The following is a 26,628-nucleotide window of genomic DNA, read 5'->3' as shown; positions in this document are numbered from 1 at the left end:
TTATCTATAAACCCCCCCCGCGCGCGGGCTTTACACCGCCGGAATACCCCAACCCCCGCGCGCCCCAATCACCCCCCCTCCCAAACCGCCTCCCCCCCCCTCTTCCGTGTCTCAACGGCCGCGCAGCTCCCGGTACTTGGCGACCAGGGCCGTCGTCGACGCGTCCAGGCCCGGCACCTCTGCCCCCTCGGTCAGGGCGGGTTCGACGCGTTTGGCGAGGACCTTGCCCAGCTCGACGCCCCACTGGTCGAAGGAGTCGATGTTCCAGACCGCGCCCTGCACGAACACCTTGTGCTCGTAGAGCGCGATGAGCTGGCCGAGGACCGACGGGGTCAGCTCGCGGGCCAGAATCGTAGTGGTGGGGTGGTTGCCCTTGAACGTCTTGTGCGGGACCAGCTCTTCCGGCACACCCTCGGCACGCACCTCGTCGGGTGTCTTGCCGAATGCCAACGCCTGTGTCTGCGCGAAGAAGTTGGCCATCAACAGGTCGTGCTGCGCCTTGAGGCCGCCGCTCAGCTCGGCCACCGGCTCGGCGAAGCCGATGAAGTCGGCCGGGATCAACTTCGTTCCCTGGTGGATGAGTTGGTAGTACGCGTGCTGCCCGTTCGTACCGGGCGTGCCCCACACCACCGGCCCGGTCTGCCAGTCGACCTCCTGGCCGTCCCGGCCCACGTACTTGCCGTTGGACTCCATGTCCAACTGCTGGAGATACGCGGTGAACTTGGAGAGGTAGTGGCTGTAGGGCAGTACGGCGTGCGACTGCGCGTCGTGGAAGTTGCCGTACCAGACGCCCAACAGGCCAAGCAGCAAAGGCACGTTGGACTCGGCGGGTGCGGTGCGGAAGTGCTCGTCGACGAGGTGGAAACCGTCGAGCATCTCGCGGAAGCGGTCCGGTCCGATCGCGATCATCAGCGACAGTCCGATCGCCGAGTCGTACGAGTAACGCCCGCCGACCCAGTCCCAGAACTCGAACATGTTGGTCGTGTCGATGCCGAACTCGCTCACCTTGCCGGCGTTCGTCGACAGCGCCACGAAGTGCTTGGCGACGGCGTCCTGACCGGCCTTCAGCTCGGTGAGCAGCCAGTCGCGGGCGGAGGTCGCGTTGGTGATCGTCTCGATGGTGGTGAACGTCTTCGACGCGATGATGAACAGCGTCTCGGCCGGGTCGAGGTCGCGGGTGGCCTCGTGCAGGTCGGCGCCGTCCACGTTCGACACGAAGCGGACCGTCAGATCGCGGTCGGTGAAGCTGCGCAGCACCTCGTACGCCATCGCCGGACCGAGGTCGGAGCCGCCGATGCCGATGTTGACGATGTTCTTGATGCGCTTGCCGGTGTGACCGGTCCACTCGCCGGAGCGGACGCGCTCGGCGAAGTTCGCCATCTTGTCGAGTACGGCGTGCACGGCCGGGACGACGTTCTCGCCGTCGACCTCGATCACCGCGTCGCGCGGGGCACGCAGCGCGGTGTGCAGGACCGCGCGGTCCTCCGTCACGTTGATCTTCTCGCCGCGGAACATGGCGTCCCGCAGCCCGAACACGTCCGTGGCCGCGGCCAGCGCGTGCAGCAGCCGCAGGGTCTCGTCGGTGACGAGGTGCTTCGAGTAGTCGAGGTGCAGGTCACCGACCCGGAGCGTGTAGCCGGTGCCGCGTCCGGGATCGGCGGCGAACAGCTCCCGCAGCTGCACCTCGCCGAGCTCCTCGCGGTGCTTGGCCAACGCGGTCCACTCGGGCGTCTGGTTGAGCCTGGTACGGCCGTCTGCGTTCATTGCGACTTCAGCCTTCTTTCCTACCGACCTGGGGGCCGGTTCCAACCTAATTGATCAGCCCGTGGCGTGAGCCGACGTCGCGCCGTCCTGCGGGGCAACAACAGGTACGTCCGGCTTGACCCCAGGTATCAGTGCGATGACCGACAGGACGAAGAAGGCGGCGGTGAGCAGCGCGGGTGTGTTCAGTCCCCAGGCCGTCGCGGTGAGGCCGCCGAGGAGGGCGCCCAGCGGGGCTCCGGCGACGGCCAGGGTACGGAAGGCGGAGCTGACCCGGCCCAGCATGTCGGCGGGGGTGCGCTGCTGCATCAGCGTGGTCGTGTTGACGTTCCACAGCATTCCCATGAAGCCGAAGACCGCGAGAGCCGCCACCACGGCGGTCAGGCTGCGCACGCTGCCCATGACGACGAGGGCGGCGATCTGGACGAGGCCCGCGAGCAGCACGCTCCGCAACGGACCGAGCCGGACCGTGATCCGCCGGTTCAGGACTCCCCCGGCCAGGCCGCCGACGGTGTACGCGGTGGTCGCCGCCGCGTATCCGGTGGTGCCCGCGTGCAGCCGGCCGGTCACCAGGACGACCAGGGTGGCGATCAGGGCGCCCATGCCGATGTTGCACAGGGCCGTCGCGGCGCACAGCCCGCGCAGGGGCCGGTCGCGCCACAGAGTGCGCAGCCCGTCGGCGATCTCCCCGCGCAGGGTGCCGCCCGCCGGTCTCGGCGTCCGCTCGGGTGCCCCGGCCCGCAGGGAGGCGACCAGCGCGGCGGCCAGGAGGAAGGTCCCCGCGTCGGCCACGAAGGGCACCGCCGCCCCCGCGGCGATCAGCAGGGGCACCACGGGTGCCCCGATCAGACCGCCAGCGATCTGCTGGCCGGTCATCAGCCGGGCGTTGGCGCTGCTGAGCGCCGCGCGGTCGACGAGGGCCGGCAGCAGGGCCGTAGAGGCGTTGTCGAAGAGGGTCTGGAGTGTGGTCAGTGCGAAGGCCAGCGCGATGAGCAGCAGGATCGAGGCGTGGCCGAGGGCGACGGCCACCGCGAAGACGGCCACGAGCAGGGCGCGGACCGCGTCCACCGTCCACATCGCGCGCCGCTGGTCCACCCGGTCGGCGACCGCGCCGCCGAGCAGTCCGAAGACGATCCAGGGCAGATAGCCGCAGGCGGTCACGGAGGCGATGAGCAGGGGCCGGTCGGTGAGCGAGACGGCGAGCAGGGGCAGTGCGGCTCCGCGCAGCGCGTCTCCGAACCGGGAGATCACGGCGGCGCTCCACAGCCGCCCGAATCCCCCGCGCCACGCGGGCACATGACTGCCCGTCACCTCGACCGTCGTCACTGCTCCCCCTCACGATTCGCCGATGCGCAAACCGTAGAGGGTGCCACTGACAATGGGTCCGGAGGCGGCCTGCCGCCGGGGTGTGAAACAGCTCCGGCCAGACACCTTGTGGGCGTCCGGCCGGTTCAACTCCTAGATTTCTCCCCGCAGTTTGGCGAGCGCCTCGGCGAGGATCGCCTCGCCGTCCGCGTCGCTGCGCCGCTCCCGTACATACGCGAGGTGCGTCTTGTAGGGCTCGGTGCGCGGCGGGTCCGGCGGGTTGTCCCGGTCCTGTCCGGCGGGAAAGCCGCAGCGCGGGCAGTCCCAGGTGTCGGGGACCTGCGCGTCGCTGGCGAAGCTGGGCTGCGTCTCGTGCCCGTTGGAGCACCAGAAGGAGATGCGCAGCCGGGGCGCGGACTCGCCACGCTCGGCCTCGCCCATCGGCCCCGCCCCGACCCGGCTTCCACGGATCGCGTTGCCACTTGCCACGGTCGTAACTCCCTGCGTGATGGTGCCGCGAAGCGAGTCGGCGTTTCGCTCCGTTGCGAGCGCCTCAGTCTACGTAAGGCCCAACGCGCGTCCAGTGGTTGGAGTTACAGCCCCTACACCTAGACGCAAGCCCCATGATAGGCCGCGCTCAGCTGCGCGTACCGAACATGGGGCCTTACGTACGGAATGTGCGAAGGAACGTGCGGTCAGTTGGTCTTCATCAGCAGACCGAGCACGACGATGCAGGCGAACCAGAGCAGACCGAGCACCACGGTGATGCGGTCGAGGTTGCGCTCGGCGACCGAAGAACCACCGACGGACGACGCCATGCCGCCACCGAACATGTCGGAGAGACCGCCGCCCTTCCCCTTGTGCATCAGCACCAGCAGCATCAGCAGCAGGCTGAAGACGATCAGGGCGATCGAGAACCCCAAAACCACGGCTGGACCAACTTCCTCGGATTCGGACGGACGACGGGGACACGGCTGTGGAGCCATGTCCCCGCAAGGGTACGACGGATCGTCGCTAAGGCCTACTCACGGTCTCACTGGTCGCGGAAGCGCACGATCTTGACGAACTCGTCGGCGTCCAGCGAGGCACCGCCGACCAGGGCGCCGTCGACGTCGGGCTTGGCCATGATCTCGGCGACGTTGCCGGACTTGACGGAGCCGCCGTACTGGATGCGGACCTGGTCGGCCAGCTCCTGGGTGTACAGCTCGGCGAGCTTGCCGCGGATGGCCTCGCAGACCTCCTGGGCGTCGTCGGCGCCGCAGACCTTGCCGGTGCCGATGGCCCAGACGGGCTCGTAGGCGATGACGACGGTCTCGGCCTGCTCGGCCGGGACGTCCTTGAGGCCGCCCTCGACCTGGGAGAGCGTGTGGGCGACGTGGTTGCCCGCCTCGCGGATCTCCAGCTCCTCGCCGACGCACAGGATCGGGGTGAGGCCGTGCTTGTAGGCGGCCTTGACCTTGGTGTTGACGATCTCGTCGGTCTCGGCGTGGTACTGGCGGCGCTCGGAGTGGCCGACGGCCACGTACGTGCACTTCAGCTTGGCCAGCATCGCTCCGGAGATCTCGCCGGTGTAGGCACCGGAGTCGTGCGCCGAGATGTCCTGGGCGCCGTACTTGATCTTGAGCTTGTCGCCGTCGACCAGGGTCTGCACGGAGCGCAGGTCGGTGAAGGGCGGCAGGACGGCGACCTCGACGGCCTCGTAGTCCTTGTCCGCGAGGGCGAAGGCGAGCTTCTGGACGTGGGCGATGGCCTCGAGGTGGTTGAGGTTCATCTTCCAGTTGCCCGCCATCAGCGGCGTGCGCGTGCTCATTAGTGGTCAGTCCTCCAGTGCGGCGAGGCCGGGGAGCGTCTTGCCCTCGAGGTATTCGAGGGAGGCGCCGCCGCCGGTCGAGATGTGTCCGAATGCCGTCTCGTCGAAGCCCAGGATGCGGACGGCGGCGGCGGAGTCGCCACCGCCGACGACGGTGAAGGCCTGGGAGTCGACGAGGGCCTGGGCGACCGCCTTGGTGCCCTCGGCGTAGTCGGGGTGCTCGAAGACGCCCATCGGGCCGTTCCAGAAGATGGTGGCCGCGTCGGCGAGCTTCGAGGCGTACAGGGCACCGGTCTCGGGACCGATGTCGAGGCCCATGTGGTCGGCCGGGATGGCGTCCGCGGCGACGGTGACGGGGTGGGACGGGGCCTTCGTCTTCAGGTCCGGGAAGGCGGTCGCGGCCACGACGTCGACGGGGACGACCAGTTCGACGCCGTTCTTCTCGGCGCGCTCGACGTACTCGGTGACGGCGGGCAGCTGGTCGTCCTGGACCAGGGAGGCGCCGATCTCGTAGCCCTTGGCCTTGAGGAAGGTGAAGGCCATGCCGCCGCCGATGAGCAGCCGGTCGGCCTTGCCGAGGAGCTGGTCGATGACGGCGAGCTTGTCGGAGACCTTGGAGCCGCCGAGGGCGACGACGTAGGGCCGCTTGACGTCCTCGGTGAGCTTCTTCAGGACGCCGACCTCGGTGGCGATGAGGTAGCCGGCGTAGTGCGGCAGCCGGGCCGGGAGGTCGTAGACGGAGGCGTGCTTGCGGTGTACGGCGCCGAAACCGTCGCCTACGTAGACGTCGGCCAGGGCGGCGAGCTGGTCGGCGAACTCGCCGCGCTCGGTGTCGTCCTTGGCGGTCTCGCCGGCGTTGAAGCGCAGGTTCTCGATGACCGCGACCTGGCCGGGCTCGAGGCCGCGCACCGCGTCGTGGGCGGCGGGGCCGATGGTGTCCTGGGCGAACGCGACGGGCGCGCCGAGGAGTTCGGCGAGCCGCTCGGCGGGCTGGAGCAGGGAGAAGGCCGGGTCCGGGGCGCCCTTGGGGCGGCCCAGGTGCGAGGCCACGATCACCTTGGCGCCGGCCTCGACGAGGGCCTTGATCGTGGGCAGTACGGCGCGGATGCGGCCGTCGTCGGTGATGAGGCCGTCGGCCAGCGGGACGTTCAGGTCGGCGCGGACGAAGACCCGCTTGCCGTCCACGCCTTCGGCGAGAAGTTCGTCGATCGTCTTCATGAAAGGGGCTCCTAGGGAGGGCTCTTCAGGCTCTTCGGATCCGAGAGGGCTGATCGATCACTACGTAGTAGCCGATCGATCACCACGCAGCGCAGGGCTCGGACAGCGCGGCGTGCGCTGCCCGAGCCCTGGCTCACATCGAGTTGCCTGCTCTGGGAACTAGAGCTGGCCGCCGACGAAGACCGTGAGGTCGACGAGGCGGTTGGAGTAGCCCCACTCGTTGTCGTACCAGCCGAGGATCTTCACCGTGTTGCCCTCCTGGACCATGGTCAGGAGGGAGTCGAAGGTGCAGGAGGCCTGGTCGCCGACGATGTCGGAGGAGACGATCGGGTCCTCGGTGTAGGACAGGTAACCCTTGAGGTCGCCGTCCTCGGAGGCCTTCTTGAACGCGGCGTTGACCTCGTCCTTGGTGACCTCGCGCTGCAGGGTCACGACCAGGTCGGTGGCGGAGCCGGTCGGGACCGGGACGCGCATCGCGATGCCGTCGAGCTTGCCCTTGAGCTGCGGGAGGACCAGGGCGGTGGCCTTGGCGGCGCCGGTGGTGGTCGGGATGATGTTCTCGGCGGCGGCACGCGCGCGGCGCAGGTCCGAGTGCGGGAAGTCCAGGATGCGCTGGTCGTTCGTGTACGCGTGGACCGTCGTCATCAGGCCCTTGACGATGCCGAAGTTCTCGTCGAGAACCTTGGCCATCGGCGCCACACAGTTGGTGGTGCAGGAGGCGTTCGAGATGACGTGGTGCTGGGCCGCGTCGTACTTGTCCTGGTTGACGCCCATCACGATCGTGATGTCCTCGTCCTTGGCCGGAGCCGAGATGAGGACCTTCTTGGCGCCGCCGGCGATGTGCTTCTCGGCGTCGGCCTTCTTCGTGAAGATGCCGGTCGACTCGATGACGATGTCGACGCCCAGCTCGCCCCACGGGATGTCCGCGGGGTTGCGCTCGGACAGCACCTTGATGGTGTGTCCGTCGACGGTGATCGTGTCGGCGGTGTGCGACACCTCGGCCTTGAGTCGGCCCAGGATGGTGTCGTACTTCAGAAGGTGAGCGGTGGTCGCGGTGTCACCCAGGTCGTTGACAGCCACGATCTCGATGTCAGCACCCTGCTCCAGCAGCGCGCGGAAGTAGTTACGACCGATGCGGCCAAAGCCGTTGATGCCTACGCGGATCGTCACGAACCGATCTCCTCGTTGGTACGCCGGCTCAGTGCCGGCGAGTTGTATGGGATGTCCCCGACCGCCTACGACCCTACCCTCCTGAGGCCTCCGTGGTGACATCGAGATGCCCCATACACCGCAGGGCGGTCCGTACCCGCCAGTAGGGGTACGGACCGCCCTGGATGTTCATGACATCGTCACACCGAGTCAGCTCTTCAGAGCCGCCAGTGCCTTCTTGAGCAGGGCCGCGCGGTCGGCGGCCGAGGTGACCTGTTCCAGGCCGAAGCCCAGCAGCACGGTCCGGTCGGTGGTGACCGCGCCGTACGTCTGGAAGAGGGCTCCGGTGCGGGTCCAGTCGTTCAGGACCGCGGGGCTGCCGGCGGGCGGGCCGGTCACGGTCCAGGCGCCGAGGGAGGTCTCGAAGCCCTCGGTCTGGGTGGCCGTGCCGCCCACGACGAGCGAGGTGTCGTCGGCGAGGACGCCGTGGCCGCCGGTGCCCGGGTCGGTGATGTAACTGAGCGAGACCTCCACGGACTTGCCCGCGTAGGCGCTCAGGTCGAAGCCGACCTGCTGCCAGCCGTTGGAGGCGCCGGTGAGGCTGTTCCACGAACCGGTGGTGCCGGTCGCGGTGCAGCCGCTGCTGGCGACCGTCAGGTAGTGCTTGAGCCACGGGTGCTCGGCGACCAGGAAGCCGGCCTCGCACTCCGTCGGTACGGCGGTGCTGGTGGCGCCGCCGACCTCAGGGAGCGTGGTCCAGTCGTCGGCCCCGCTGGTGTGGACCTCGACGACTGCGTGGTCGTAGCCGGGCTCGGTGTCCCACAGCAGCTCGGTGCGCAGCGTGGGCTTGTCGGCCGCGGTCACTCCGCTGAGGTCGATCGTGCGGGTGAGCCGCTTGTAGGCGTCGTCGGTGTGGACGGCGGCGGCCATGTAGGAGCCCGCGTAGGGCCCGTACGGGTTGACGGTCCCGGCGAACTTGCCCGCCCCCGCGCTCGCGAACTGCGGGTACTTGGTGGGCGACAGCGAGTCGGAGGTGACGCTGTAGGTACCGGCCCGGTCCAGCGGGTTGCCAGGCGCGCCGCTGAGCGGTCCGATGAAGCCGTCGAGCTTGCCGGAGCCGGTGAAGCCGGTGGCCCCGGGGGTCGACGTACGCGAGTAGGCGCCCAGGTAGTACTGGCTGAAGTCGTTCGAGGGGGTGCCGTCGGCGAGGGAGACGGAGCCGCCTGCCTGTTCGCCGGCCTCGATCAGCTTGCCGCCCTCGTTGAGGAAGGCGCGCAGCTGGAGCTGGGTGTCGTTGCCGGGTCCGGCCGGGCCCGAGTAGTGGACGACCGTCTTGAAGTGGTCGAGCACGGCGAGCGCGTCGGGCGCGCCCTGGGTGGCGACGTCCCAGACGAGCGCCTTGCGGCCGTTCGCCTTCAGCGCGTCGACATAGGCCTGCGCCTGGGTGGCGGCAGCGCCCTCCTCGGCGACGACAAGGGTGTCGGCCGAGGGCAGCTTGGCGACCGTGTACGTGAAGTGGGCGCTGGAGGTGGGCTTTCCGGCCTTCGTCCGGCCGGTGAACCACACCTCGACCTTGTCGCCCGGGTCGCCGTCCTTGACCTTGGCCCGGTACTCGTCGAAGTACAGGTTGTCGTCCCCGCCGTAGGTCTGGCCGCCCTTCCAGGACTTGAGGGCCGCGTCGTGCGTACGACCTCCGTTGACGCGGTACTTGAGCTCCTTGTCGCGCACGGACTTCCGTACGACCACGGAGACCGTCTGGTCGGCGCCGCGCGCGTACGACGTGGCGAAGGTGGCCGGGGTGAAGTCGGCGGCGCTGAGGCCGACGGACGACTTCGGCTGGTCGGGGTGGACGGCCGTCTCGGCGACGGAGAGCGCGAAGGGGATGTTCTTCGCGAACTCGTCCTGGATCAGCTTCTCGTCGTCGGGGAAGTTGAAGACGGACTGGCAGTCGGCCGCGTTCCAGGCGTCGTTGGGGTCGATGTTCGACGCGGTCTGGCAGGTCGACATCTCCGGGGTGAACATCGACATGCCGTTGACGTTCGACGCGTGGCCGTCCGCCTCGCCGTTGGTCGTGTACAGCTCCGAGGAGACCTGCGAGTGGTAGCCGGGGATCGCCGGGTTGTCGGGCGTACCCGCGAGCGCCTTGTAGAGCACGTCGTCCGGGGTGGGCGTCGCGACCTGCCAGCCGACTCCGTAGAGGAGGAGTTCGGCGGCGGAGTGGTAGTTGATGCCGTAGGTGAAGCCGATGCGCTTCTCGAAGTTGTCGAGTGCCTGTGTCTCGGGCTCGGAGGCGGGGGCCGTGCCGCGGTAGGTCTCGCTCGTCGGGTTCGGGGACGAACCCTCGTCGTCGTAGCCCCACTTGTAGGCGAAGTTGCGGTTGAGGTCGACGCCGTCGCCGGCGGAGATGACACCGTCGCCGTTGACGTCCCGCAGGTTCTTGCGCCACAGACGGGTGTTGGAGTCCTTGAAGGTGTAGTCGTAGCCGTCCGGGTTGGCGGAGAGCACGAACCACAGTTCCGTGGAGTCGACGATCTTCTTGATGCGCTTGTCGGTCTTGTAGTTGTCCAGGTAGTAGTGCATCAGCCGGCGGGTCATTTCCGGCGTGATCCACTCGCGCGCGTGCTGGTTGGACACGTACAGCACCGAGGGCTTGGAGCCGTCCTTGGTCTTCTTCGCGTTCTTGGTCAGTTTGAGCGCGAGGATGTCCTGGCCGTTGATCGTCTTGCCGATGGACTCGACCTTGGTGAGACCGGGGTTGGCCTGCCCGGTCTTGACGATCTCCTCCTTCAGACCGCCGCTTCCGCTGTACGGCCGGAACACGCCCTGCGCCGCGTCCTCGACGCGTGTCTCGGCCTTCGCCGAGAGGGTGTGCTCGGTGAGATCGACGCCCTGCTTCTCCAGCTTCTGTGCCTGCTGGTCGGTCAGGTAGACCTCTACGGAGGTCTTGCCGGCGGCCGAGAACTGGTTGTCGCCGAGTTCGTGCGCGTCCTGTCCGGCCTTCAGGAGCAGGGGTATCTGCTTCTGGGTGACGTCGGCGTGGAAGACCTTGACCTCGTCGGGGTCGGCCTTCGTGGAACTCCCGCCCTGCGCCTGGGCGATGGGTGCGATGCTCGCCCCGGCGATCAGGAGCGCGCCGACAGCGAGGATCGATCTCGCTCTGTGTCTCATGAACCCCCCTTGCGGTTGTCCGCCACAGCAGCGAACAGTTGCCAGGCTCATGACACTTCATGATCGAGTCAAGGGGGCGCATCGCGACGGTCAAACGCCGATGCGGCTGCCCAAGGGGACATCCGCACCGGCGTGTTGAGTGATCGTCAGGTGACAGGGGGGCCTCAGCCGACCATGTTGTCGGCCATCTCCTCGGTGATGCTGGACTCCGTGCCCGGGATGCCGAGGTCCTGGGCCCGCTTGTCGGCCATCGCCAGCAGTCGGCGGATACGGCCGGCCACGGCGTCCTTGGTGAGCGGCGGGTCGGCGAGCGCGCCCAGCTCCTCCAGGGAGGCCTGCTTGTGGTCCATGCGGAGCCGGCCTGCGGCGGCCAGGTGCTCGGGGACCTCGTCGGCGAGGATCTCCAGGGCGCGCTGGACGCGGGCGCCGGCGGCGACGGCCGCGCGGGCCGAGCGGCGCAGGTTGGCGTCGTCGAAGTTGGCGAGACGGTTCGCCGTGGCGCGCACCTCGCGGCGCATCCGGCGCTCCTCCCAGGCCAGCACCGACTCGTGCGCGCCGAGCCGGGTGAGCAGGGCGCCGATCGCGTCGCCGTCGCGGACGACCACCCGGTCGACCCCGCGCACCTCACGGGCCTTCGCCGCGATCGACAGCCGACGGGCTGCGCCGACCAGCGCGAGCGCGGCCTCCGGACCCGGGCAGGTGACCTCCAGGGAGGAGGACCGGCCGGGCTCGGTCAGCGAGCCGTGGGCCAGGAACGCCCCGCGCCAGGCCGCCTCGGCGTCGCAGGTCGCCCCGGAGACCACCTGCGGCGGCAGGCCCCGGATGGGGCGTCCGCGGCCGTCCACGAGGCCTGTCTGCCTCGCCAGCTGATCGCCGCCCGCGACCACCCGGACGACGTAACGGGAGCCGCGGCGCAGTCCGCCGGGCGCCATCACGATCAGTTCGGAACTGTGGCCGAAGATCTCCAGGATGTCCCGCTTGAGCCGGCGCGCCGCCATCGCGGTGTCCAGCTCCGCCTCGATCACGATGCGCCCGCTCACCAGGTGGAGGCCTCCGGCGAACCGCAGAATGGCGGAGACCTCCGCCTTCCTGCAGCAGGTACGGGTGACGGGGAGCCGGGAGATCTCATCCTTCACCGCTGCCGTCATCGCCATGGGCCGATCCTTCCATGCATCCGAAAAATACGGTCGTACGCGGCGGCCAACAGCTCCGGGTCGTGCCTTGGAGTTCCGTCGGTCCGGGCCACCGGCGCCAGCTCGACCGCGGCGTCCAGCCGCTTGGCGGCTTCGGTGAGCGACGCGCGATCGGGCACGGCGGCCTCGTCGGCCAGCACCACGTCCAGGGCGAGTTTAGGGGCGTGTCGTCCCAAAACCTCCAAATGACGCTGCGGGGAGAAGCCATCGGTTTCTCCGGGCTGCGGAGCGAGGTTCAGGGAGAGTACCCGGCGCGCCTTCGTCTCGGTGAGCGCGTCGAGCAGTTCCGGCACCAGCAGGTGCGGGATCACCGACGAGAACCAGGAGCCGGGACCGAGCACCACCCAGTCCGCGTCGAGCACGGCGGCGACGGCCTCGGGCACGGCCGGCGGGTCGTGCGGCACGACGTGCACGGACATCACCTCGCCGGGTGTGAGCGCCACGGTCGCCTGCCCCCGGACGGTGTCGACGTCGTCGGGCCGCGCCGGATCGTGCCCCTTGACCAGCGCCTGGAGCTCCAGCGGTACGGCGGACATGGGCAGCACGCGCCCGTGCGCGCCGAGGAGCTTGCCGACCAGGTCGAGGGCCTGGACATGGTCGCCCAGCTGCTCCCACAGGGCGACGATCAGCAGATTGCCGACCGCGTGCTCGTGCAGGTCGCCCTTGGACTGGAAGCGGTGCTGGATGACCCGGGCCCAGGTCTGGCCCCAGTCGTCGTCGCCGCACAGCGCGGCGAGGGCCTTGCGCAGGTCGCCCGGGGGCAGCACGCCTAGTTCGTCGCGCAGGCGCCCGCTGGAGCCGCCGTCGTCGGCCACGGTGACGACGGCGGTGAGGTCGCCGGTGATCCGGCGCAGTGCGGTGAGCGAGGCGGACAGGCCCATTCCGCCGCCGAGGGCGACCACCTTGGGCTGGGTGCCGCGCCGGCGCGGTTTGCCGCCGCGCGCCTCCACGGGCCTGGTCGTACGTCCCTCCGGCACCACTCGGCGCAGCCGGCCGAGCCGTGGGCTGCGTCCCGTCATTCCCGTCCCATGTCCCGGTGTACGACCACCGTCTCGACGCCCTCGGCCACGAGCCGCGCGGCGAGCTTCTCCGCCGTGGCGACCGAGCGGTGCTTGCCGCCGGTGCAGCCGATCGCGATCGTCACGTACCGCTTGCCCTCACGCCGGTAGCCGGCCGCGATGAGGCGCAGCAGCTCGGCGTACCGGTCGAGGAACTCCTTGGCGCCGGGCTGGTTGAAGACGTACGCCGAGACCTCTTCGTTGAGGCCGTTGAAGGGGCGCAGCTCCGGGATCCAGTGCGGGTTGGGCAGGAAGCGCATGTCGGCGACCAGGTCGGCGTCGACCGGGAGGCCGTACTTGAAGCCGAAGGACATGACGGTGGCCCGCAGTTCGGGCTCCTCCTCGCCGGCGAACTGGGCGTCCATCTTGGCGCGCAGTTCGTGCACGTTGAGGCTGGAGGTGTCGATGACGAGGTCGGCGTCGCCGCGCAGTTCGCGCAGCAGCTCGCGCTCGGCGTCGATGCCGTCGACAATGCGGCCGTCGCCCTGGAGGGGGTGCGGGCGGCGCACCGACTCGAAGCGGCGCACCAGGGCGTCGTCGGAGGACTCCAGGAAGACGATCCGCCGGGTGACGTTCTTCGACTCCAGGTCGGCGAGGGACTCGCGGAGGTTGTCGAAGAAGCGCCGGCCGCGTACGTCTACGACGACCGCGATCCGGGCGACGTTGCCCTGGGAGCGGGCGCCGAGCTCCACCATGGTGGGGATCAGCGCGGGCGGGAGGTTGTCGACGACGAACCAGCCGAGGTCCTCCAGGCACTTGGCGGCGGTGGACCGCCCGGCCCCGGACATGCCGGAGATGATCACCAGCTCGGGGATGGCCGCCTCGGGCACCCCGGGGGTCGCGCTGTCCGTACTCACCTGTGCTCCGTCGTCCTGGACCTCTTGCTGCGGAGCCTGATCGTCGCCGGTTTCCTTGTGCGTCCGATCTCGGTCCGCTGTGGGCTGCTTCTCTTGTTCGCTCATGTCTCCTGCCCCCGTCGCTCGTCCGGGGCGCCCGCGGGTACGGGCTCCCCCGGTGCACCCGCCGTCGTCGGGGGTGTCCCGTCTTCCATGTCATCCATGATCTCTCCAGTCGCCGTGTTCACGGCGGGTGCGGCCGGGGCCGCCTGGGCGAGGGCCACCGCGATGGTCTCGGCGGTCTTGCGACCTATGCCCGGAACCTCGCAGATCTGATCGATTGTCGCGGATCGCAGCTTCTTCACCGAACCGAAGTGCTTGATCAGTGCCTGTTTGCGGGTCTCGCCGAGTCCGGGCACGTCGTCCAGGGGGCTCGCCCGGAAACGCTTGGCACGCTTAGCGCGCTGGTAGGTGATCGCGAAGCGGTGGGCCTCGTCGCGGACGCGCTGGAGGAGGTAGAGGCCCTCGCTGCTGCGGGGCAGGACCACCGGGTCGTCCTCGCCGGGCAGCCAGACCTCTTCCAGGCGCTTGGCGAGACCGCACACGGCGATGTCGTCGATGCCGAGTTCGTCGAGGGCCTTCTTGGCGGCGGCGACCTGCGGCTGCCCGCCGTCGACGACGACGAGCTGCGGTGGATAGGCGAACCGCTTGGGGCGCCCCTCGTCGTCCTTCAGGTCCGCCAGCTCGTCGCCGTCCGCCCACTCCCCCGTCTTCTCCTTCTCGGCGAGATAGCGCCGGAAGCGGCGGGTGATCACCTCGTGCATCGAGCGGACGTCGTCCTGGCCCTCGAAGCCCTTGATCTGGAAGCGGCGGTACTCGCTCTTGCGGGAGAGCCCGTCCTCGAAGACCACCATCGACGCCACGACGTCGTCGCCCTGGAGGTGCGAGATGTCGTAGCACTCGATCCTGAGGGGGGCACTGTCCAGGTCGAGGGCCTCGGAGATCTCCTCCAGGGCGCGCGAGCGGGTGGTGAGGTCGGAGGCGCGCTTGGTCTTGTGGAGGACCAGGGACTGCTGGGCGTTGCGCGCGACGGTCTCCATGAGGGACTTCTTGTCGCCGCGCTGCGGGATGCGCAGCGACACGTTCGCCCCGCGCCGGTCGGTCAGCCACTGCTGGACCGGCTCAACCGGGTCGGGCAGCGCCGGGACGAGGACCTCCTTGGGGACGGAGTCCCCGGTCTCCTCGCCGTAGAGCTGCTGGAGTGCGTGCTCGACGAGGGCCGCGGTGGTGACGTCCTCGACCTTGTCGGTGACCCAGCCGCGCTGGCCGCGCACGCGTCCGCCGCGGACGTGGAAGATCTGGACGGCCGCCTCCAGCTCGTCCTCGGCGAGCGCGATCAGGTCGGCGTCGGTGGCGTCGGCGAGGACGACCGCGCTCTTCTCCATGGCCTTGCGCAGGGCCTCGATGTCGTCGCGCAGGCGGGCCGCCCGCTCGTACTCCATCTCCTCGGCCGCCTCCGTCATCCGCTGCTCCAGGCGGCGGATGTACGTGCCGGTGCGGCCGGCCATGAAGTCGCTGAACTCCTCGGCCAGTTCGCGGTGTTCTTCCTCGGAGACGCGGCCGACGCAGGGCGCGGAGCACTTGCCGATGTAGCCGAGCAGACAGGGGCGGCCGGTGCGGGCGGCGTTCTTGAAGACGCCCGCCGAGCAGGTGCGGACGGGGAACACGCGCAGCAGGAGGTCCACGGTGTCGCGGATCGCCCACGCGTGTCCGTACGGCCCGAAGTAGCGGACGCCCTTCTTCTTGTGACCGCGCATCACCTGTACGCGCGGGTACTCCTCGTTCATCGTCACCGCGAGGTACGGGTAGCTCTTGTCGTCGCGGTACTTGACGTTGAAGCGGGGGTCGTACTCCTTGATCCAGGAGTACTCCAGCTGAAGTGCCTCGACCTCCGTGGACACCACCGTCCACTCCACCGACGCGGCCGTGGTGACCATCGTGCGCGTGCGCGGGTGGAGTCCGGCCAGGTCCTGGAAGTAGTTCGCCAGGCGCTGGCGCAGGCTCTTCGCCTTTCCGACGTAGATCACCCGGCGGTGCTCGTCGCGGAACTTGTAGACCCCGGGCGAGTCCGGGATCTCTCCCGGCCTGGGGCGGTAGCTGGAGGGATCGGCCATGTTTCACACCCTACTGGCGCGGAGTGACAGCGCGGCGGGGCTGTGGACAACGCCGGGCACGCCCGGCTGAACTCCGGCCGGAACTCCTACCGCGACTCCAGAAAGGTGAGAACCGCCAGGACCCGGCGGTGGTCGTCGGCGGCCCCCGGGAGACGGAGTTTGCCCAGGATGCTGCGCACGTGCTTCTCGACGGTGCCCTCGGTGCCCCACAGCCTGCGGCCGATGCCGGAGTTGGAGCGGCCCTCCGCCATCAGTGCCAGCACCTCGCGCTCGCGGGCGCTGAGGACGGACAGCGGATCGTCGCGGCGCTGCGCCGAGAACAGCTGGTGCACCAGGGAGGGGTCGACGACCGAGCCGCCCTTGTGGATGCGGTCGAGGGCCTCGATGAAGTCGTCGACGACCGTGACCCGGCTCTTGAGGAGATACCCGATCCTGTGCCCGCCTGCCAGCAGCTCCAGGGCCTCCTCGACCTCGACGTACGCCGAGAGGACGAGGATGCCGGTGCCGGGGTGGCGCTCCCGGATCGTACGGGCCGCCTTCAGTCCCTCGGTGGAGTGGTCCGGGGGCATCCTGATGTCGACGATCGCGAGGTCGGGCCGCTCGGTGTGGACCAGTTCCAGGAGCCGTTCCGCGTCACCGGCCTGGCCGGCCACCTCGTAGCCCAGGCGTTCGCACAGGCTCGCCAGACCCTCTCTGAGCAGGACGTCGTCGTCCGCGAGGACGACCCTTCCCCGCGCGGTCTGCTGCGATGCGTCCATCGTCTCAGGCGCCCCTTGCCCGACCGGTGCCGTGCGCCAGGCACAGCCTGCCGGACCGGGTCGGGTACGGCTAGCGGGTGTGGGAATTGGAGGTTGACCGTGACGACAGGGGCCGGGTCCGGACGATTCTCGTAGCAGTGCGGACGCGAGCGGAGCGGTCGCCCCGGGTGAGGGGTCGCGGGCCGCGGTTCGGAAGGGCTGCGGGAGATGCGGCGGACACGGGCGGGGAGACGACGGCGGTCGGTCCGTGTCCGCCGGTACGAGGACGACACCCGGTCCCCGAAGGACATTCTGGACCCCCGGGACCCGGACGTGGTGCGCGCCAGGCAGCTGTGCGCGAGTCCCTCGCGGCGCCAATAGAGCCGGACGGTCGCCTCTCCGTCCGAGAAGACCGCCCGAGGCGTACGCGACGTCAATGAGTCCACGCTCCCCCGGCCTGGACCCCCACCGCGTACTCCTCGGGGGGTCACGACTCCGTCCGGGGCTGCGGCAGCCGTACGGTGAGTGTCGTGCCCCCTCCCGGTGGGCTGTCGACGCGACAGCTTGCCGCCGATCGCCTCGACCCGGTCGACGAGTCCGATGAGCCCCGAGCCGTGCCCGAGGTCGGCGCCGCCCACTCCGTCGTCGGCGATCGTCACCTCCAGGCCGTCGTCCCCGGCCCGCGCGGTCACCCGCACGAAGCTCGCGCGCGCGTGCTTGGCGGCGTTGGTGAGGGACTCGGAGGTCACGTAGTAGACGGCGACCTCCGTCTGTTCCGGGAGGCGGTCCGGGGGCAGCCGCAGGTCGAGCTCCACCGCGACGGCCGAGCGGCGGGCGAGCGCGCGCAGGGCGGGGCCGAGGCCGCCCTTGGAGAGGATCGCGGGGTGGATGCCGCGCGCGACCTGCAGCAGGTCGGTGAAGGCGTCGTCCAGGCCCTTGGCGATGTGTTCCAGTTGCTCGGCGAGTTCCTCCGGCTGTTCGTCCAGCATCGACTGGGCGATTCTGAGGTCGAGTTGGAGCGAGACGATCCGCTGCTGGATGCCGTCGTGCAGATCGCGTTCGATACGGCGCCTGGAGGCGTCCCCGGCGGCCACCACGCGTGCCCGTGACGCCGTGAGCTGGTCGCGGCTGTCGGCGTTGGCGAGTGCGGTGGCGACGAGTTCGGTGAAGTCGGCGAGCCGGGACTCGGTGCCTGGGGGCAGCGGTTCGGGTCCGGCGGCGGTCGCGACGACCGCGCCCCACAGCCGGTCGTCCAGGACGATGGGGGCGCCGACCGAACGGCCCACGCGCGCGGGGCGGGCGGTACGCGCCACCTCCGCCGCCGCGGCCGTCTCGGCCTCCACGGCGGGACTGCGGGCGGAACCGACGACGGTGGCCGTGCCGTCGGCGCCGTAGCGCAGGACGGCGGCCGAGCCGCTGCTCAGGACCTTGCCGACCTGGTCGGCGACCTCGGAGAACACCTCGTGCGGTGGCACCCCGCGCGCGACGAGGGTGGCGACGCGGCGCAGGGCGGTCTGTTCACGGGCGGCGCGGCGGCTCTCGGTGACATCGCGCACGGCGGCGTAGATCAGGCCCTCCGCGGTGACCGGGCGGGCGCTCCACTGGAGCCAGCGTTCGGTGCCGTCGTCCCGGAGGAAGCGGTTCTCGAACTCGCCCAGTTCGGCACCCTTCGCCAGCCGGTCGAGGGCGGCACGCGTGCGTGCCCGGTCCTCCGGGTGCACGAACTCCAGCCACGGTCTGCCGAGCAGCGCCTCGGCGGAGTGGCCGAGGGTCCCCTCGAAGGCGGGGTTCACGCGCTTGAAGTAGCCGTCGAGTCCGGCGATGCACAACAGGTCGCGAGAGAGGTGGAAGATGCTCGCCAGTTCCTGCTCTGCCTTGTCGCGTCGCCCGTGGGCGGCGGCGAAGGACGCCATGGTGCCGTTCACGCCGTCCAGGAGCCGCGCCCAGGCCCCTTCGAAGGCGACGACGTCCGCGCGGTGGCCGAGCCGGTTGTCGTCGATCGCCGCGCTCATGGCGTTGATCTCGGCGGCGAGCCGCCCGGTGGTGACCCGCAGTTCGCGGAACGTGTCGGCGACGGCGCCGAGTTCGTCCCGGCCGGTGTACCAGATGTCGTACGACAGATCGCCCTCGGAGAGCACGCGGGCGCCCGCGGAGACCTCGCTGAGCGGGCGGGTGATCGACAGCCGCAGGGCCAGTGCGAGGACGGTGACGGCGGCCAGGACGGCCAGGACGGCCAGCGAGACGGTGAGGTCGCGGGTCTCACGCGCGCGTGCGGTGTCCAGGTCGCGCGTGGCGTCACGGCCGAGTTCGGCGACGGCCCGGTGCCGGACGACGCGCAGCGCCTCGATGCGTTGGGTGGAGGCGGTCAGCCAACTGTCGTACGTGGGCCAGGCGTTCCGCTCGGCCTGCGGGTCGGCGAGGGTCTCGCGGGTCTTGCGGACGACGAGCCCGGGGTGCTGGAGGAGGACGACGTACAGCCTGCTCCTGAGGCCGGCGGGCGCGGTCTGGCCGAAGTCGTCCAGGAGCGCCTTCTCCAGGGCGGCCCAGCGGTCCGTGACGATGGGGTGCGGGGCGCCCGGGGCGGCGAACAGGACGGCCAGCTCGGTGCGTTCGCGTTCGGCGGCCTCGATGGCGTTCAGGAGCGCGATGTGGGCGTCGGCGGCCTGGCCCGAGGTGCGGGTCGGGCGGCCGGACTCCAGGGTGGCGGCCAGTTCCAGGAGATCGTGCTCGATCGTGTCGTACTGGTCGGCGAGTTGGGGCGCTGTGAGCGAGCCGGTCCCGGTCTGCAGCCGCAGGGCGCGGAGTTGACGGCTGCGGGCGTCGAGTCGGCCCGGCACGTCGAGCGGTCCGATCCGGTCGGCGGCGTCGAGGTCGTCGGTATTGCCTCGACGGGCGCGGACGCCGTCTCCCGGGCCCGGGAGACGGCCCCTGACGTCGTCCTGGTCGATCTCGACCTCGACGGCGAGAACGGCTTCGACGTCGCGCGCCGCCTGGCGGGCGACGTACCGGCGGTGATTCTCTTCTCGACCCACTCCAGGGAGGACTTCCAGGAACTGATCGCCGCCAGCCCCGCGCGCGGATTCCTGGACAAGTCGTCCCTGTCCGCGCGGGCGATCAGAGACGTCCTGAGCGACGGCGACCCGGCCCCACCGCCCTGAACCCACCCACCACGACTCGGCCAGGTCACACCGGACTGTTGGGCGACAGGTGTTGTCGGGACTTGGTCAACACGCTTCAATGCGGGGGAACTCGGGGCGTGAACGACGGCGTACGGATGTGAAGACCCTTCTCCGGCGCCGACGGGGGCCCCGAAGCAACCCGCGCGAACGGCCTGACCAGCCGTTGTGAACATTCACAGAAAGGGCCCTGCATGCCGCACGCCACACAGCAGGCGGATGCCGCCACCGCCGAACTCGACTTGGCCCTGCGCGGCGGCCCGTTCCATGTCGCACTGCGCGCCGCCATCGCCGCCCGCGGACTGCCGCTGCAGCGCGTCCAGCACCATCTGACGCGCTACGGGGTCAAGGTCGGCGTCACCAGCCTGAGTTACTGGCAGCAGGGCGCCCGCCGCCCGCAGCGCCCCGAGTCGCTGCGCGCCGTACGCGCTCTGGAGGAGATCCTCCAGCTCCCGGAGGAGTCCCTGATCCGGCTGCTCGCCGAGGCCGAGGAACGCGCTGTCGCCGCCCGTCCCGCGGCCCGCTCCTACCGCTCCTTCGTCGAGGCCTCGGGCGTCCTGGAGCAGCTGCTGGCCGAGCTGGAGTCCACGCCCGACAGCGGGCTGCACACCTTCGGGCACCACGAGCGGGTGCGCGTCGGCCCACGCCGCGAGCTGGCGAGCCGCGAGTCGCACCACATCGTCCGCGCCCACCGGGACGGCATCGACCGCTTCATCGCGGTCCACTACGGCGACCCGGGCTGCACCCCGGAGCACATGACAGTGCACGCCCTGGAGAACTGCCGCACGGGCCGCGTCCGCCGGCACCACGACACCGGCATGCTGGTCGCCGAACTCCTCTTCGGCACCCGGTTGCGCTCCGGAGATACGTTCCTCTTCCGCTACGGCGTCGAGGACGGCACCGCCGGTGTCTCCCGCGAGTACGTCCGCGACTTCGGTTCCGCGGGCGGCCAGTACGCGCTTCAGGTGAGCTTCGACGAGAACACCCTGCCGACGCGCTGCCACCGCTTCACCCAGCACTCGGCGGCGGCCCCGCGCAGCGGCCGTCAGGAGCTGCGCCTGACCGGACACCACTCGGTGCACCTCGTGGAGCCGCGGATGCGGTCGGGGATCGTGGGCATCGGCTGGGACTGGGAGTGAGCCGCCGCGGCCTCGGCGCCCCAGGGGTCAGGCGCCCGGCCCCGCGACGATCCTGCCGTTCTCGGCCGTCACCTTCAGCTCCGTCAGCGGCTCGGTGGCCGGCGACTGGAGCACCTTGCCCGTGGTGGCGTCGAACTGGCTGCCGTGGCACGGGCAGATGAGAGTCGTGCCGTCCAGCTTGTTGATGGGGCACTGCGCGTGCGTGCAGATCGTGCTGAACGCCTTGAGGGTGCCGTCCGCGGCCCGGCTGACCACCACGTTGCTGTCCCGGTAGAGCTTGGCACTGCCCTTGGCGACCTCGCTCTCCGCGCCGAGGTCCACGGGCGCGGTCGGCGTCGCGGAGGCCCCTGAGCCGCCGCCCGAGCAGGCGGTGAGTCCGAGCCCGGCGACGGGCGCGACGGCCGCTCCGCGCAGGACGGTACGACGGCTCGGGACGGGGCGGCCGGGCATGCGGGTCTCCAGCTGTTCGGGCTGTGTTCGGGCTGTTCAGAGGTCGTGCAGGCCGACGATACCGGTGGAGGTCCGCCCCCTTTTGAGCCGGGTTCACACCATGAGCGCTCACGGTACGTAAACGTTTGCGCAAGCGTTTACGTCGAGCGCCGGATGGGATAGGTTCCGGGCCGGAAGACCTGCCGTGCTTCAGACAGGGGGGACCCACGGTGGCCACCATGGCGGACGTCGCACGCAGCGCCGGAGTGTCCGTAGCGACCGTCTCGCACGTCCTGAACGACACGCGCCCGGTGCTGCCGGGCACCCGGCAGGCCGTGCTGAGCGCGATCGAGGAGCTGGGCTACATCCCCAACACCCTTGCCCGCTCCCTGGTGACGTCCCGCACCCGTTCCATCGGCCTCGCGGTGTCGGCGATCAGCAACCCGTACTTCACGGAGATCCTCCAGGGCGTCGAGGCCGGCGCCCTGGAGCACGGTTACAGCCTGCTCATCGCCGACCCGCACGACGACCCGGAGCACGAGCTCAAGGTCGGCCGACTCCTGCACGAGCGCCGGGTGGACGGCATGATCGTCGCACCGTCGGCGGACCCCGACGCCCTGGTCGCCTACCTCGGGCGGCACTCCGTACCGACGGTGTTCCTGGACCGGGTGGTCGAGGCGCCCTCGGACGACATGTCCCCCTCCGACCAGGCGCGCCCCTCCGGCCAGGCGGCCCCCTTCGACCAGGTGTGCGCCGAGAACATCGAACCGACGGCGCAGCTGGTCACCCACCTCGCCGGACTCGGCCACCGCCGGATCGGCCTCGTCGCGGGCCTGCCCGGGCTCAGCACCACCGGCGAGCGGATCGCCGGATACCGGCACGGCCTCGCCGCCGCCGGACTCCCTTACGACGAGCGGCTGTTGGCGCACGGCGACTCCGAGTCGGCCGCCGCCGAGCGGGCCACCGCGGCCCTGCTGTCCCTCGCCGCCCCGCCCACGGCCCTGGTCACCGCCAACAACGCGATGACCATCGGCGCCCTGCGCGCCCTGCGCGAGCGCGGTCTGTCCGTCCCCGGCGACCTCGCGCTGTGCTGCTTCGACGACTTCGCCTGGGCCGACCTGTTCGAGCCCCGGCTCACCGCGATCGCCCAGCCCAGCAAGGAGATCGGCGCCGAGGCCGTACGGCTGCTGCTGGACCGGCTCGCGACCCCGGACCGGCCCGCCCAGGTCTTGCGGCTCCCCTCCGCCTTCGTCCACCGCACGTCGTGCGGCTGCTCCGAACAGCCCGAACAGTCCACGAAGGGAAGCGTCTCGTGATCGTCGTCGCCGGTGAGGCCCTGATCGATCTGGTACCGCAGGGCCCGGGCGCCCTCGCGCTCCTCAAGCCGGCGCTCGGCGGCGGCCCCTACAACACCGCCGTCGCCCTCGGCCGTCTCGGCTCCGCCGCCGCCTTCTGCTCGCGCGTCTCCCAGGACGCCTTCGGCGAGGCCCTGCTCGCCGGGCTGCGGCAGGCCGACGTGGACGTCCTGGACGTACAGCGCGGCCCGGAGCCGACCACCCTCGCGGCGGCCACGCTCGACGCGAACGGCTCGGCCACCTACTCCTTCTACGTCGACGGCACCGCCGACCGGCTCTTCGCGATGCCCTACGCGCTGCCGGCCGAGACCGAGGCGGTCTCCTTCGGCACCTGTTCGCTCGTCCTGGAGCCGGGCGCGAGCGCGTACGAGGAGTTGATGCGGACCGCTGCCGCGCAGGGCGTGTTCACCGCGCTCGATCCGAACATCCGGGCCGGTCTGATCCCCGACGCGGACGCCTACCGGGCGCGTTTCAGGAGCTGGCTGCCGCATGTGTCGCTGCTGAAGCTCTCCGAGGAGGACGCGCTGTGGCTCGGGGGCAATCCCGTCGAGTGGCTGGCCGCCGGTCCCTCGGCCGTCGTGATCACCCAGGGCGGCGACGGTCTCACCGCGTTCACCCGGGACGGCAGGGTGTATCCGGTGCCGGGCGAGAAGGTCGACGTCGTGGACACGATCGGGGCCGGCGACACCGTCAACGCGGCGCTGCTGCACGGTCTGTCCGCCCGCGACGCGCTGTCCCCGGAGGGGCTGGCCGGCCTCGGCCGCGACGGCTGGACCCGGTTGCTCCGGTACGCGGCGCGGGCGGCGGCGATCACCTGTTCCCGGGCGGGGGCGGAACCGCCGTACGCCTCCGAACTGGGCGATCTGTAGCGGGCGTTGAACAGATGCGGCGCCCTACGGGAGTTCCCGTAGGGCGCCGCATCCGTGTGTCCGCTCCGCGCCGGTCAGGCCTTGCGGGCCCGCGTCGTCTTCTTCGCGGGCGTGGCCTTCTTGGCGGGCGCGGCGGTCTTCTTCGCGACCGCCGCGGTCTTCTTGGCAGCCACCTTGCGCGGGGCCTTCACGGGGGCGCCGTCGCTGATCCGGTCGGAGTCGAGGATCTCGCGCAGGAACTTCCCGGTGTGGCTGGCCCCCACCGCGGCGACCTGCTCCGGGGTGCCCTCGGCGATGACGAGACCGCCGCCCGCGCCGCCCTCGGGGCCCATGTCGACGACCCAGTCGGCCACCTTGATCACGTCGAGGTTGTGCTCGATGACGATGACCGTGTTGCCCTTGTCGACCAGGCCGCCGAGCACGGTGAGGAGCTTGCTGATGTCCTCGAAGTGCAGGCCGGTGGTGGGCTCGTCCAGGACGTAGACCGTACGGCCGGTGGAGCGGCGCTGGAGCTCGCTGGCGAGCTTGACGCGCTGGGCCTCACCGCCGGACAGGGTGGTCGCGGACTGGCCGAGCCGGACGTAGCCGAGGCCGACGTCCTTGAGGGTGTTGAGGTGGCGGGCGATCCCGGGGACCGCCTCGAAGAACTCCGTGGCCTCCTCGATCGGCATGTTCAGGACGTCGGCGATGGACTTGCCCTTGTAGTGGACGTCCAGCGTCTCCCGGTTGTACCGGGCGCCGTGGCACACCTCGCACGGGACGTAGACGTCCGGCAGGAAGTTCATCTCGATCTTGATGGTGCCGTCGCCCGCGCAGTTCTCGCAGCGACCGCCCTTGACGTTGAAGGAGAAGCGGCCGGGCAGATAGCCCCGGACCTTCGCCTCGGTGGTCTCCGCGAACAGCTTGCGGACGTGGTCGAAGACTCCGGTGTACGTCGCCGGGTTGGACCGGGGGGTGCGGCCGATGGGCGACTGGTCGACGTGCACGACCTTGTCGACGAGGTCGTCGCCGTCCACGCGCGTGTGCCGCCCCGGTACGTTCCTCGCGCCGTTCAGCTCGCGGGCCAGGTGCGTGTACAGGATGTCGTTGACCAGGGTCGACTTGCCGGAGCCGGAGACGCCGGTGACCGCGGTGAACACACCCAGGGGGAACGAGACGTCGATGTCCTGGAGGTTGTTCTCCCGGGCGCCGTGCACCGTGAGCCGGCGGGACGGGTCGAGCGGGCGCCGCATCTCGGGCAGCGGGATGGCCTTCTTGCCGGACAGGTACTGACCGGTCATCGACTCTTCGTTGGCGAGCAGCTCCTTCAGGGAGCCGCTGTGCACGACCTTGCCGCCGTGCTCGCCGGCGCCGGGGCCGATGTCGACGATCCAGTCGGCGACCTTGATGGTGTCCTCGTCGTGCTCGACGACGATGAGCGTGTTGCCCATGTCGCGGAGCCGGACCAGGGTCTCGATCAGCCGGTGGTTGTCGCGCTGGTGCAGGCCGATGGACGGCTCGTCGAGGACGTACAGGACGCCGACGAGTCCGGAGCCGATCTGCGTGGCCAGGCGGATGCGCTGGGCCTCGCCGCCGGAGAGGGTGCCGGCCGCGCGGTTCAGCGAGAGGTAGTCGAGGCCGACGTCGACCAGGAAGCGCAGCCGTTCGTTGCACTCCTTCAGCACCCGCTCGGCGATCTTCTTGTCGCGGGCGTCGAGCTTCATCGCGCCCAGGAAGTCCGCGCAGTCGCTGATGGACATCCCGGAGATCTCGGCGATCGACTTGTCCATGATCGTGACCGCGAGGACGACGGGCTTCAGTCGCGTGCCGTGACAGGTGGGGCAGGGCACCTCGCGCATATAGCCCTCGAAGCGCTCCCTGCTGGCGTCGCTCTCCGCCTCGCCGTGCCGGCGCTTGACGAAGGGGACGGCGCCTTCGAAGGGCGTCGTGTAGACCCGCTCACGGCCGTACCGATTCCGGTACCGGACCTCGATCTGGGTCTTGTGGCCGTAGAGCAGGGCCTTCTTGGCGCGCTGCGGGAGGCCCGCGAAGGGGATGTCGGTGCGGAAGCCCAGGGCGTCCGCGAGGGCGCCGATGAGACGGCCGAAGTAGTCCTTGGTGTGGCCGTGCGACCACGGGTGGATGGCGCCCTCGTCCAGGGATTTGTCCTCGTCCGGGACGATCAGCTCGGCGTCGACCTCCATGCGCGTGCCGATGCCGGAGCACTCGGGGCAGGCGCCGAAGGGCGAGTTGAAGGAGAAGGAGCGGGGCTCCAGCTCCTCGAAGGACAGGTCGTCGTAGGGGCAGTACAGGTGCTCCGAGTACATGCGCTCGCGCTCGGGGTCGTCCTCGGGGAGGTCGACGAAGTCGAGCACGACCATGCCGCCGGACAGCCCGAGGGCGGTCTCCACGGAGTCGGTGAGGCGGCGCTTGGCGGAGTCCTTCACCGTGAGGCGGTCGATGACCACCTCGATGGTGTGCTTCTCCTGCTTCTTCAGGACGGGCGGCTCGGAGAGCTGGATGGTCTCGCCGTCCACGCGCGCGCGGCTGTAGCCCTTGGTCTGGAGGTCCGCGAACAGGTCGACGAACTCGCCCTTGCGCTCGCGCACCAGCGGCGACAGGACCTGGAAGCGGCTTCCCTCGGGCAGTGCCAGGACCTTGTCGACGACGGCCTGCGGCGACTGGCGCGTGATCGGGCGGCCGCACTCGGGGCAGTGCGGCTTGCCGATGCGCGCGAAGAGCAGACGCAGGTAGTCGTAGACCTCGGTGATGGTGCCGACCGTCGAGCGCGGGTTGCGCGAGGTCGACTTCTGGTCGATGGAGACGGCCGGGGAGAGACCTTCGATGAAGTCGACGTCCGGCTTGTCCATCTGGCCGAGGAACTGGCGGGCGTACGAGGAGAGCGATTCCACGTAGCGCCGCTGGCCCTCGGCGAAGATCGTGTCGAAGGCCAGGGAGGACTTGCCCGACCCGGACAGGCCCGTGAAGACGATGAGCGAGTCGCGTGGCAGGTCGAGCGAGACATTCTTCAGATTGTGCTCGCGCGCGCCACGGACGATGAGACGGTCGGCCACGCCGGTCCGCACCTTTCTTGAGAGAAGTGACAGGGGCGGGGCCCCCGTCGTTCTCAGACTAGGGGGAGCCACTGACAACGCCGGTCGGAATCCCGGCCGAGGCATAACAACCTCCGGCCTTCCAGCATGCCCGACGCCGCACCCGACGATATAGCACGTGCATTCGATTTACGGCACGGCTTCACCACCTTCACCCAA

General features: G+C 70.2%; 19 protein-coding genes and 1 pseudogene. 4 read left to right on the top strand and 16 right to left on the bottom strand.

Going from position 1 to position 26,628, the window contains the following annotated elements:
- Positions 1 to 111: 111 nt before the first annotated feature.
- From pgi to ACFXC1_RS13810, 14 genes and pseudogenes are all read right to left on the bottom strand, one after another.
- Complete coding sequence (gene pgi, locus ACFXC1_RS13875) at positions 112 to 1,764, bottom strand: glucose-6-phosphate isomerase (protein WP_381242371.1); 1,653 nt, start codon at positions 1,762 to 1,764, stop codon at positions 112 to 114.
- A gap of 54 nt (positions 1,765 to 1,818) precedes the next feature.
- Positions 1,819 to 3,087 carry an MFS transporter gene (locus ACFXC1_RS13870; RefSeq protein ID WP_381242369.1) on the bottom strand — a complete coding sequence of 423 codons (1,269 nt, stop codon included), beginning with the start codon at positions 3,085 to 3,087 and terminating at the stop codon, positions 1,819 to 1,821.
- A 132-nt stretch (positions 3,088 to 3,219) separates the two neighbouring features.
- Positions 3,220 to 3,555 carry an RNA polymerase-binding protein RbpA gene (locus ACFXC1_RS13865; protein WP_003957010.1) on the bottom strand — a complete coding sequence of 112 codons (336 nt, stop codon included), beginning with the start codon at positions 3,553 to 3,555 and terminating at the stop codon, positions 3,220 to 3,222.
- Positions 3,556 to 3,761: 206 nt separating this feature from the next.
- Positions 3,762 to 3,995: a preprotein translocase subunit SecG gene (gene secG / locus ACFXC1_RS13860; protein WP_078532404.1), complete on the bottom strand. Its 234-nt coding sequence runs from the start codon at positions 3,993 to 3,995 to the stop codon at positions 3,762 to 3,764.
- 104 nt (positions 3,996 to 4,099) lie between these two features.
- Positions 4,100 to 4,876: a triose-phosphate isomerase gene (gene tpiA / locus ACFXC1_RS13855; protein WP_381242367.1), complete on the bottom strand. Its 777-nt coding sequence runs from the start codon at positions 4,874 to 4,876 to the stop codon at positions 4,100 to 4,102.
- A 6-nt stretch (positions 4,877 to 4,882) separates the two neighbouring features.
- Positions 4,883 to 6,094, bottom strand: a complete 1,212-nt coding sequence (locus tag ACFXC1_RS13850; protein ID WP_381242365.1) for a phosphoglycerate kinase — start codon at positions 6,092 to 6,094, stop codon at positions 4,883 to 4,885.
- A 159-nt stretch (positions 6,095 to 6,253) separates the two neighbouring features.
- Positions 6,254 to 7,264, bottom strand: coding sequence for a type I glyceraldehyde-3-phosphate dehydrogenase (gene gap / locus ACFXC1_RS13845; RefSeq protein ID WP_359605297.1), 1,011 nt, complete (start codon positions 7,262 to 7,264; stop codon positions 6,254 to 6,256).
- 189 nt (positions 7,265 to 7,453) lie between these two features.
- A complete protein-coding gene (locus ACFXC1_RS13840) occupies positions 7,454 to 10,411 on the bottom strand; it encodes a M14 family metallopeptidase (RefSeq protein ID WP_381242363.1) in 2,958 nt (985 codons plus the stop codon).
- Positions 10,412 to 10,575: 164 nt separating this feature from the next.
- Positions 10,576 to 11,565, bottom strand: a complete 990-nt coding sequence (gene whiA / locus ACFXC1_RS13835; protein ID WP_019067568.1) for a DNA-binding protein WhiA — start codon at positions 11,563 to 11,565, stop codon at positions 10,576 to 10,578.
- The gene (locus ACFXC1_RS13830) at positions 11,556 to 12,623 is read right to left on the bottom strand and encodes a gluconeogenesis factor YvcK family protein (protein WP_026150944.1); all 1,068 of its coding nucleotides are present in this window, start codon (positions 12,621 to 12,623) and stop codon (positions 11,556 to 11,558) included. The genes whiA and ACFXC1_RS13830 overlap by 10 nt, the downstream gene beginning before the upstream one ends.
- The gene (gene rapZ, locus ACFXC1_RS13825) at positions 12,620 to 13,624 is read right to left on the bottom strand and encodes an RNase adapter RapZ (protein ID WP_381242360.1); all 1,005 of its coding nucleotides are present in this window, start codon (positions 13,622 to 13,624) and stop codon (positions 12,620 to 12,622) included. The genes ACFXC1_RS13830 and rapZ overlap by 4 nt, the downstream gene beginning before the upstream one ends.
- Positions 13,621 to 15,672, bottom strand: a complete 2,052-nt coding sequence (gene uvrC / locus ACFXC1_RS13820; RefSeq protein ID WP_381242358.1) for an excinuclease ABC subunit UvrC — start codon at positions 15,670 to 15,672, stop codon at positions 13,621 to 13,623. Before uvrC ends, rapZ begins: the two co-directional genes overlap by 4 nt.
- An 86-nt stretch (positions 15,673 to 15,758) precedes the next feature.
- Positions 15,759 to 16,430 (bottom strand): response regulator transcription factor, encoded by a 672-nt coding sequence (locus tag ACFXC1_RS13815; RefSeq protein WP_381242356.1) that lies wholly within the window; start codon positions 16,428 to 16,430, stop codon positions 15,759 to 15,761.
- Positions 16,431 to 17,347: 917 nt separating this feature from the next.
- A pseudogene (locus tag ACFXC1_RS13810) lies at positions 17,348 to 19,261 on the bottom strand (PAS domain S-box protein); the annotation flags it as partial.
- Between ACFXC1_RS13810 and ACFXC1_RS13805 the strand changes: the two are divergent.
- On the top strand, positions 19,214 to 19,567 hold the full coding sequence (locus ACFXC1_RS13805) for a response regulator (RefSeq protein WP_381242354.1): 354 nt from the start codon (positions 19,214 to 19,216) through the stop codon (positions 19,565 to 19,567). The pseudogene ACFXC1_RS13810 and the gene ACFXC1_RS13805 sit on opposite strands and share 48 nt — an antisense overlap.
- A gap of 212 nt (positions 19,568 to 19,779) precedes the next feature.
- On the top strand, positions 19,780 to 20,724 hold the full coding sequence (locus ACFXC1_RS13800) for a hypothetical protein (RefSeq protein ID WP_381242353.1): 945 nt from the start codon (positions 19,780 to 19,782) through the stop codon (positions 20,722 to 20,724).
- A 27-nt stretch (positions 20,725 to 20,751) separates the two neighbouring features.
- Here the strand turns inward: ACFXC1_RS13800 and ACFXC1_RS13795 are convergent, their stop codons facing one another.
- Positions 20,752 to 21,174: a Rieske (2Fe-2S) protein gene (locus ACFXC1_RS13795; RefSeq protein ID WP_381242351.1), complete on the bottom strand. Its 423-nt coding sequence runs from the start codon at positions 21,172 to 21,174 to the stop codon at positions 20,752 to 20,754.
- Between the two features lie 209 nt (positions 21,175 to 21,383).
- Here ACFXC1_RS13795 and ACFXC1_RS13790 point away from each other — a divergent pair, with 209 nt between their 5' ends.
- Both ACFXC1_RS13790 and ACFXC1_RS13785 read left to right on the top strand, forming a co-directional pair.
- On the top strand, positions 21,384 to 22,469 hold the full coding sequence (locus ACFXC1_RS13790; protein ID WP_381242349.1) for a LacI family DNA-binding transcriptional regulator: 1,086 nt from the start codon (positions 21,384 to 21,386) through the stop codon (positions 22,467 to 22,469).
- On the top strand, positions 22,466 to 23,377 hold the full coding sequence (locus ACFXC1_RS13785; protein WP_381242347.1) for a carbohydrate kinase family protein: 912 nt from the start codon (positions 22,466 to 22,468) through the stop codon (positions 23,375 to 23,377). The genes ACFXC1_RS13790 and ACFXC1_RS13785 overlap by 4 nt, the downstream gene beginning before the upstream one ends.
- A 74-nt stretch (positions 23,378 to 23,451) precedes the next feature.
- On the opposite strand, the gene uvrA is transcribed toward ACFXC1_RS13785, so the two are convergent.
- Positions 23,452 to 26,430, bottom strand: coding sequence for an excinuclease ABC subunit UvrA (uvrA, locus tag ACFXC1_RS13780; RefSeq protein WP_381242345.1), 2,979 nt, complete (start codon positions 26,428 to 26,430; stop codon positions 23,452 to 23,454).
- Positions 26,431 to 26,628: the final 198 nt, after the last annotated feature.

It is taken from the genome of Streptomyces hokutonensis (genome assembly GCF_042751305.1).
Lineage (GTDB): Bacteria > Actinomycetota > Actinomycetes > Streptomycetales > Streptomycetaceae > Streptomyces > Streptomyces hokutonensis_A.
Note: the sequence above shows the minus strand (reverse complement) of the source record. Positions and strands in the feature narration are given on the sequence as shown.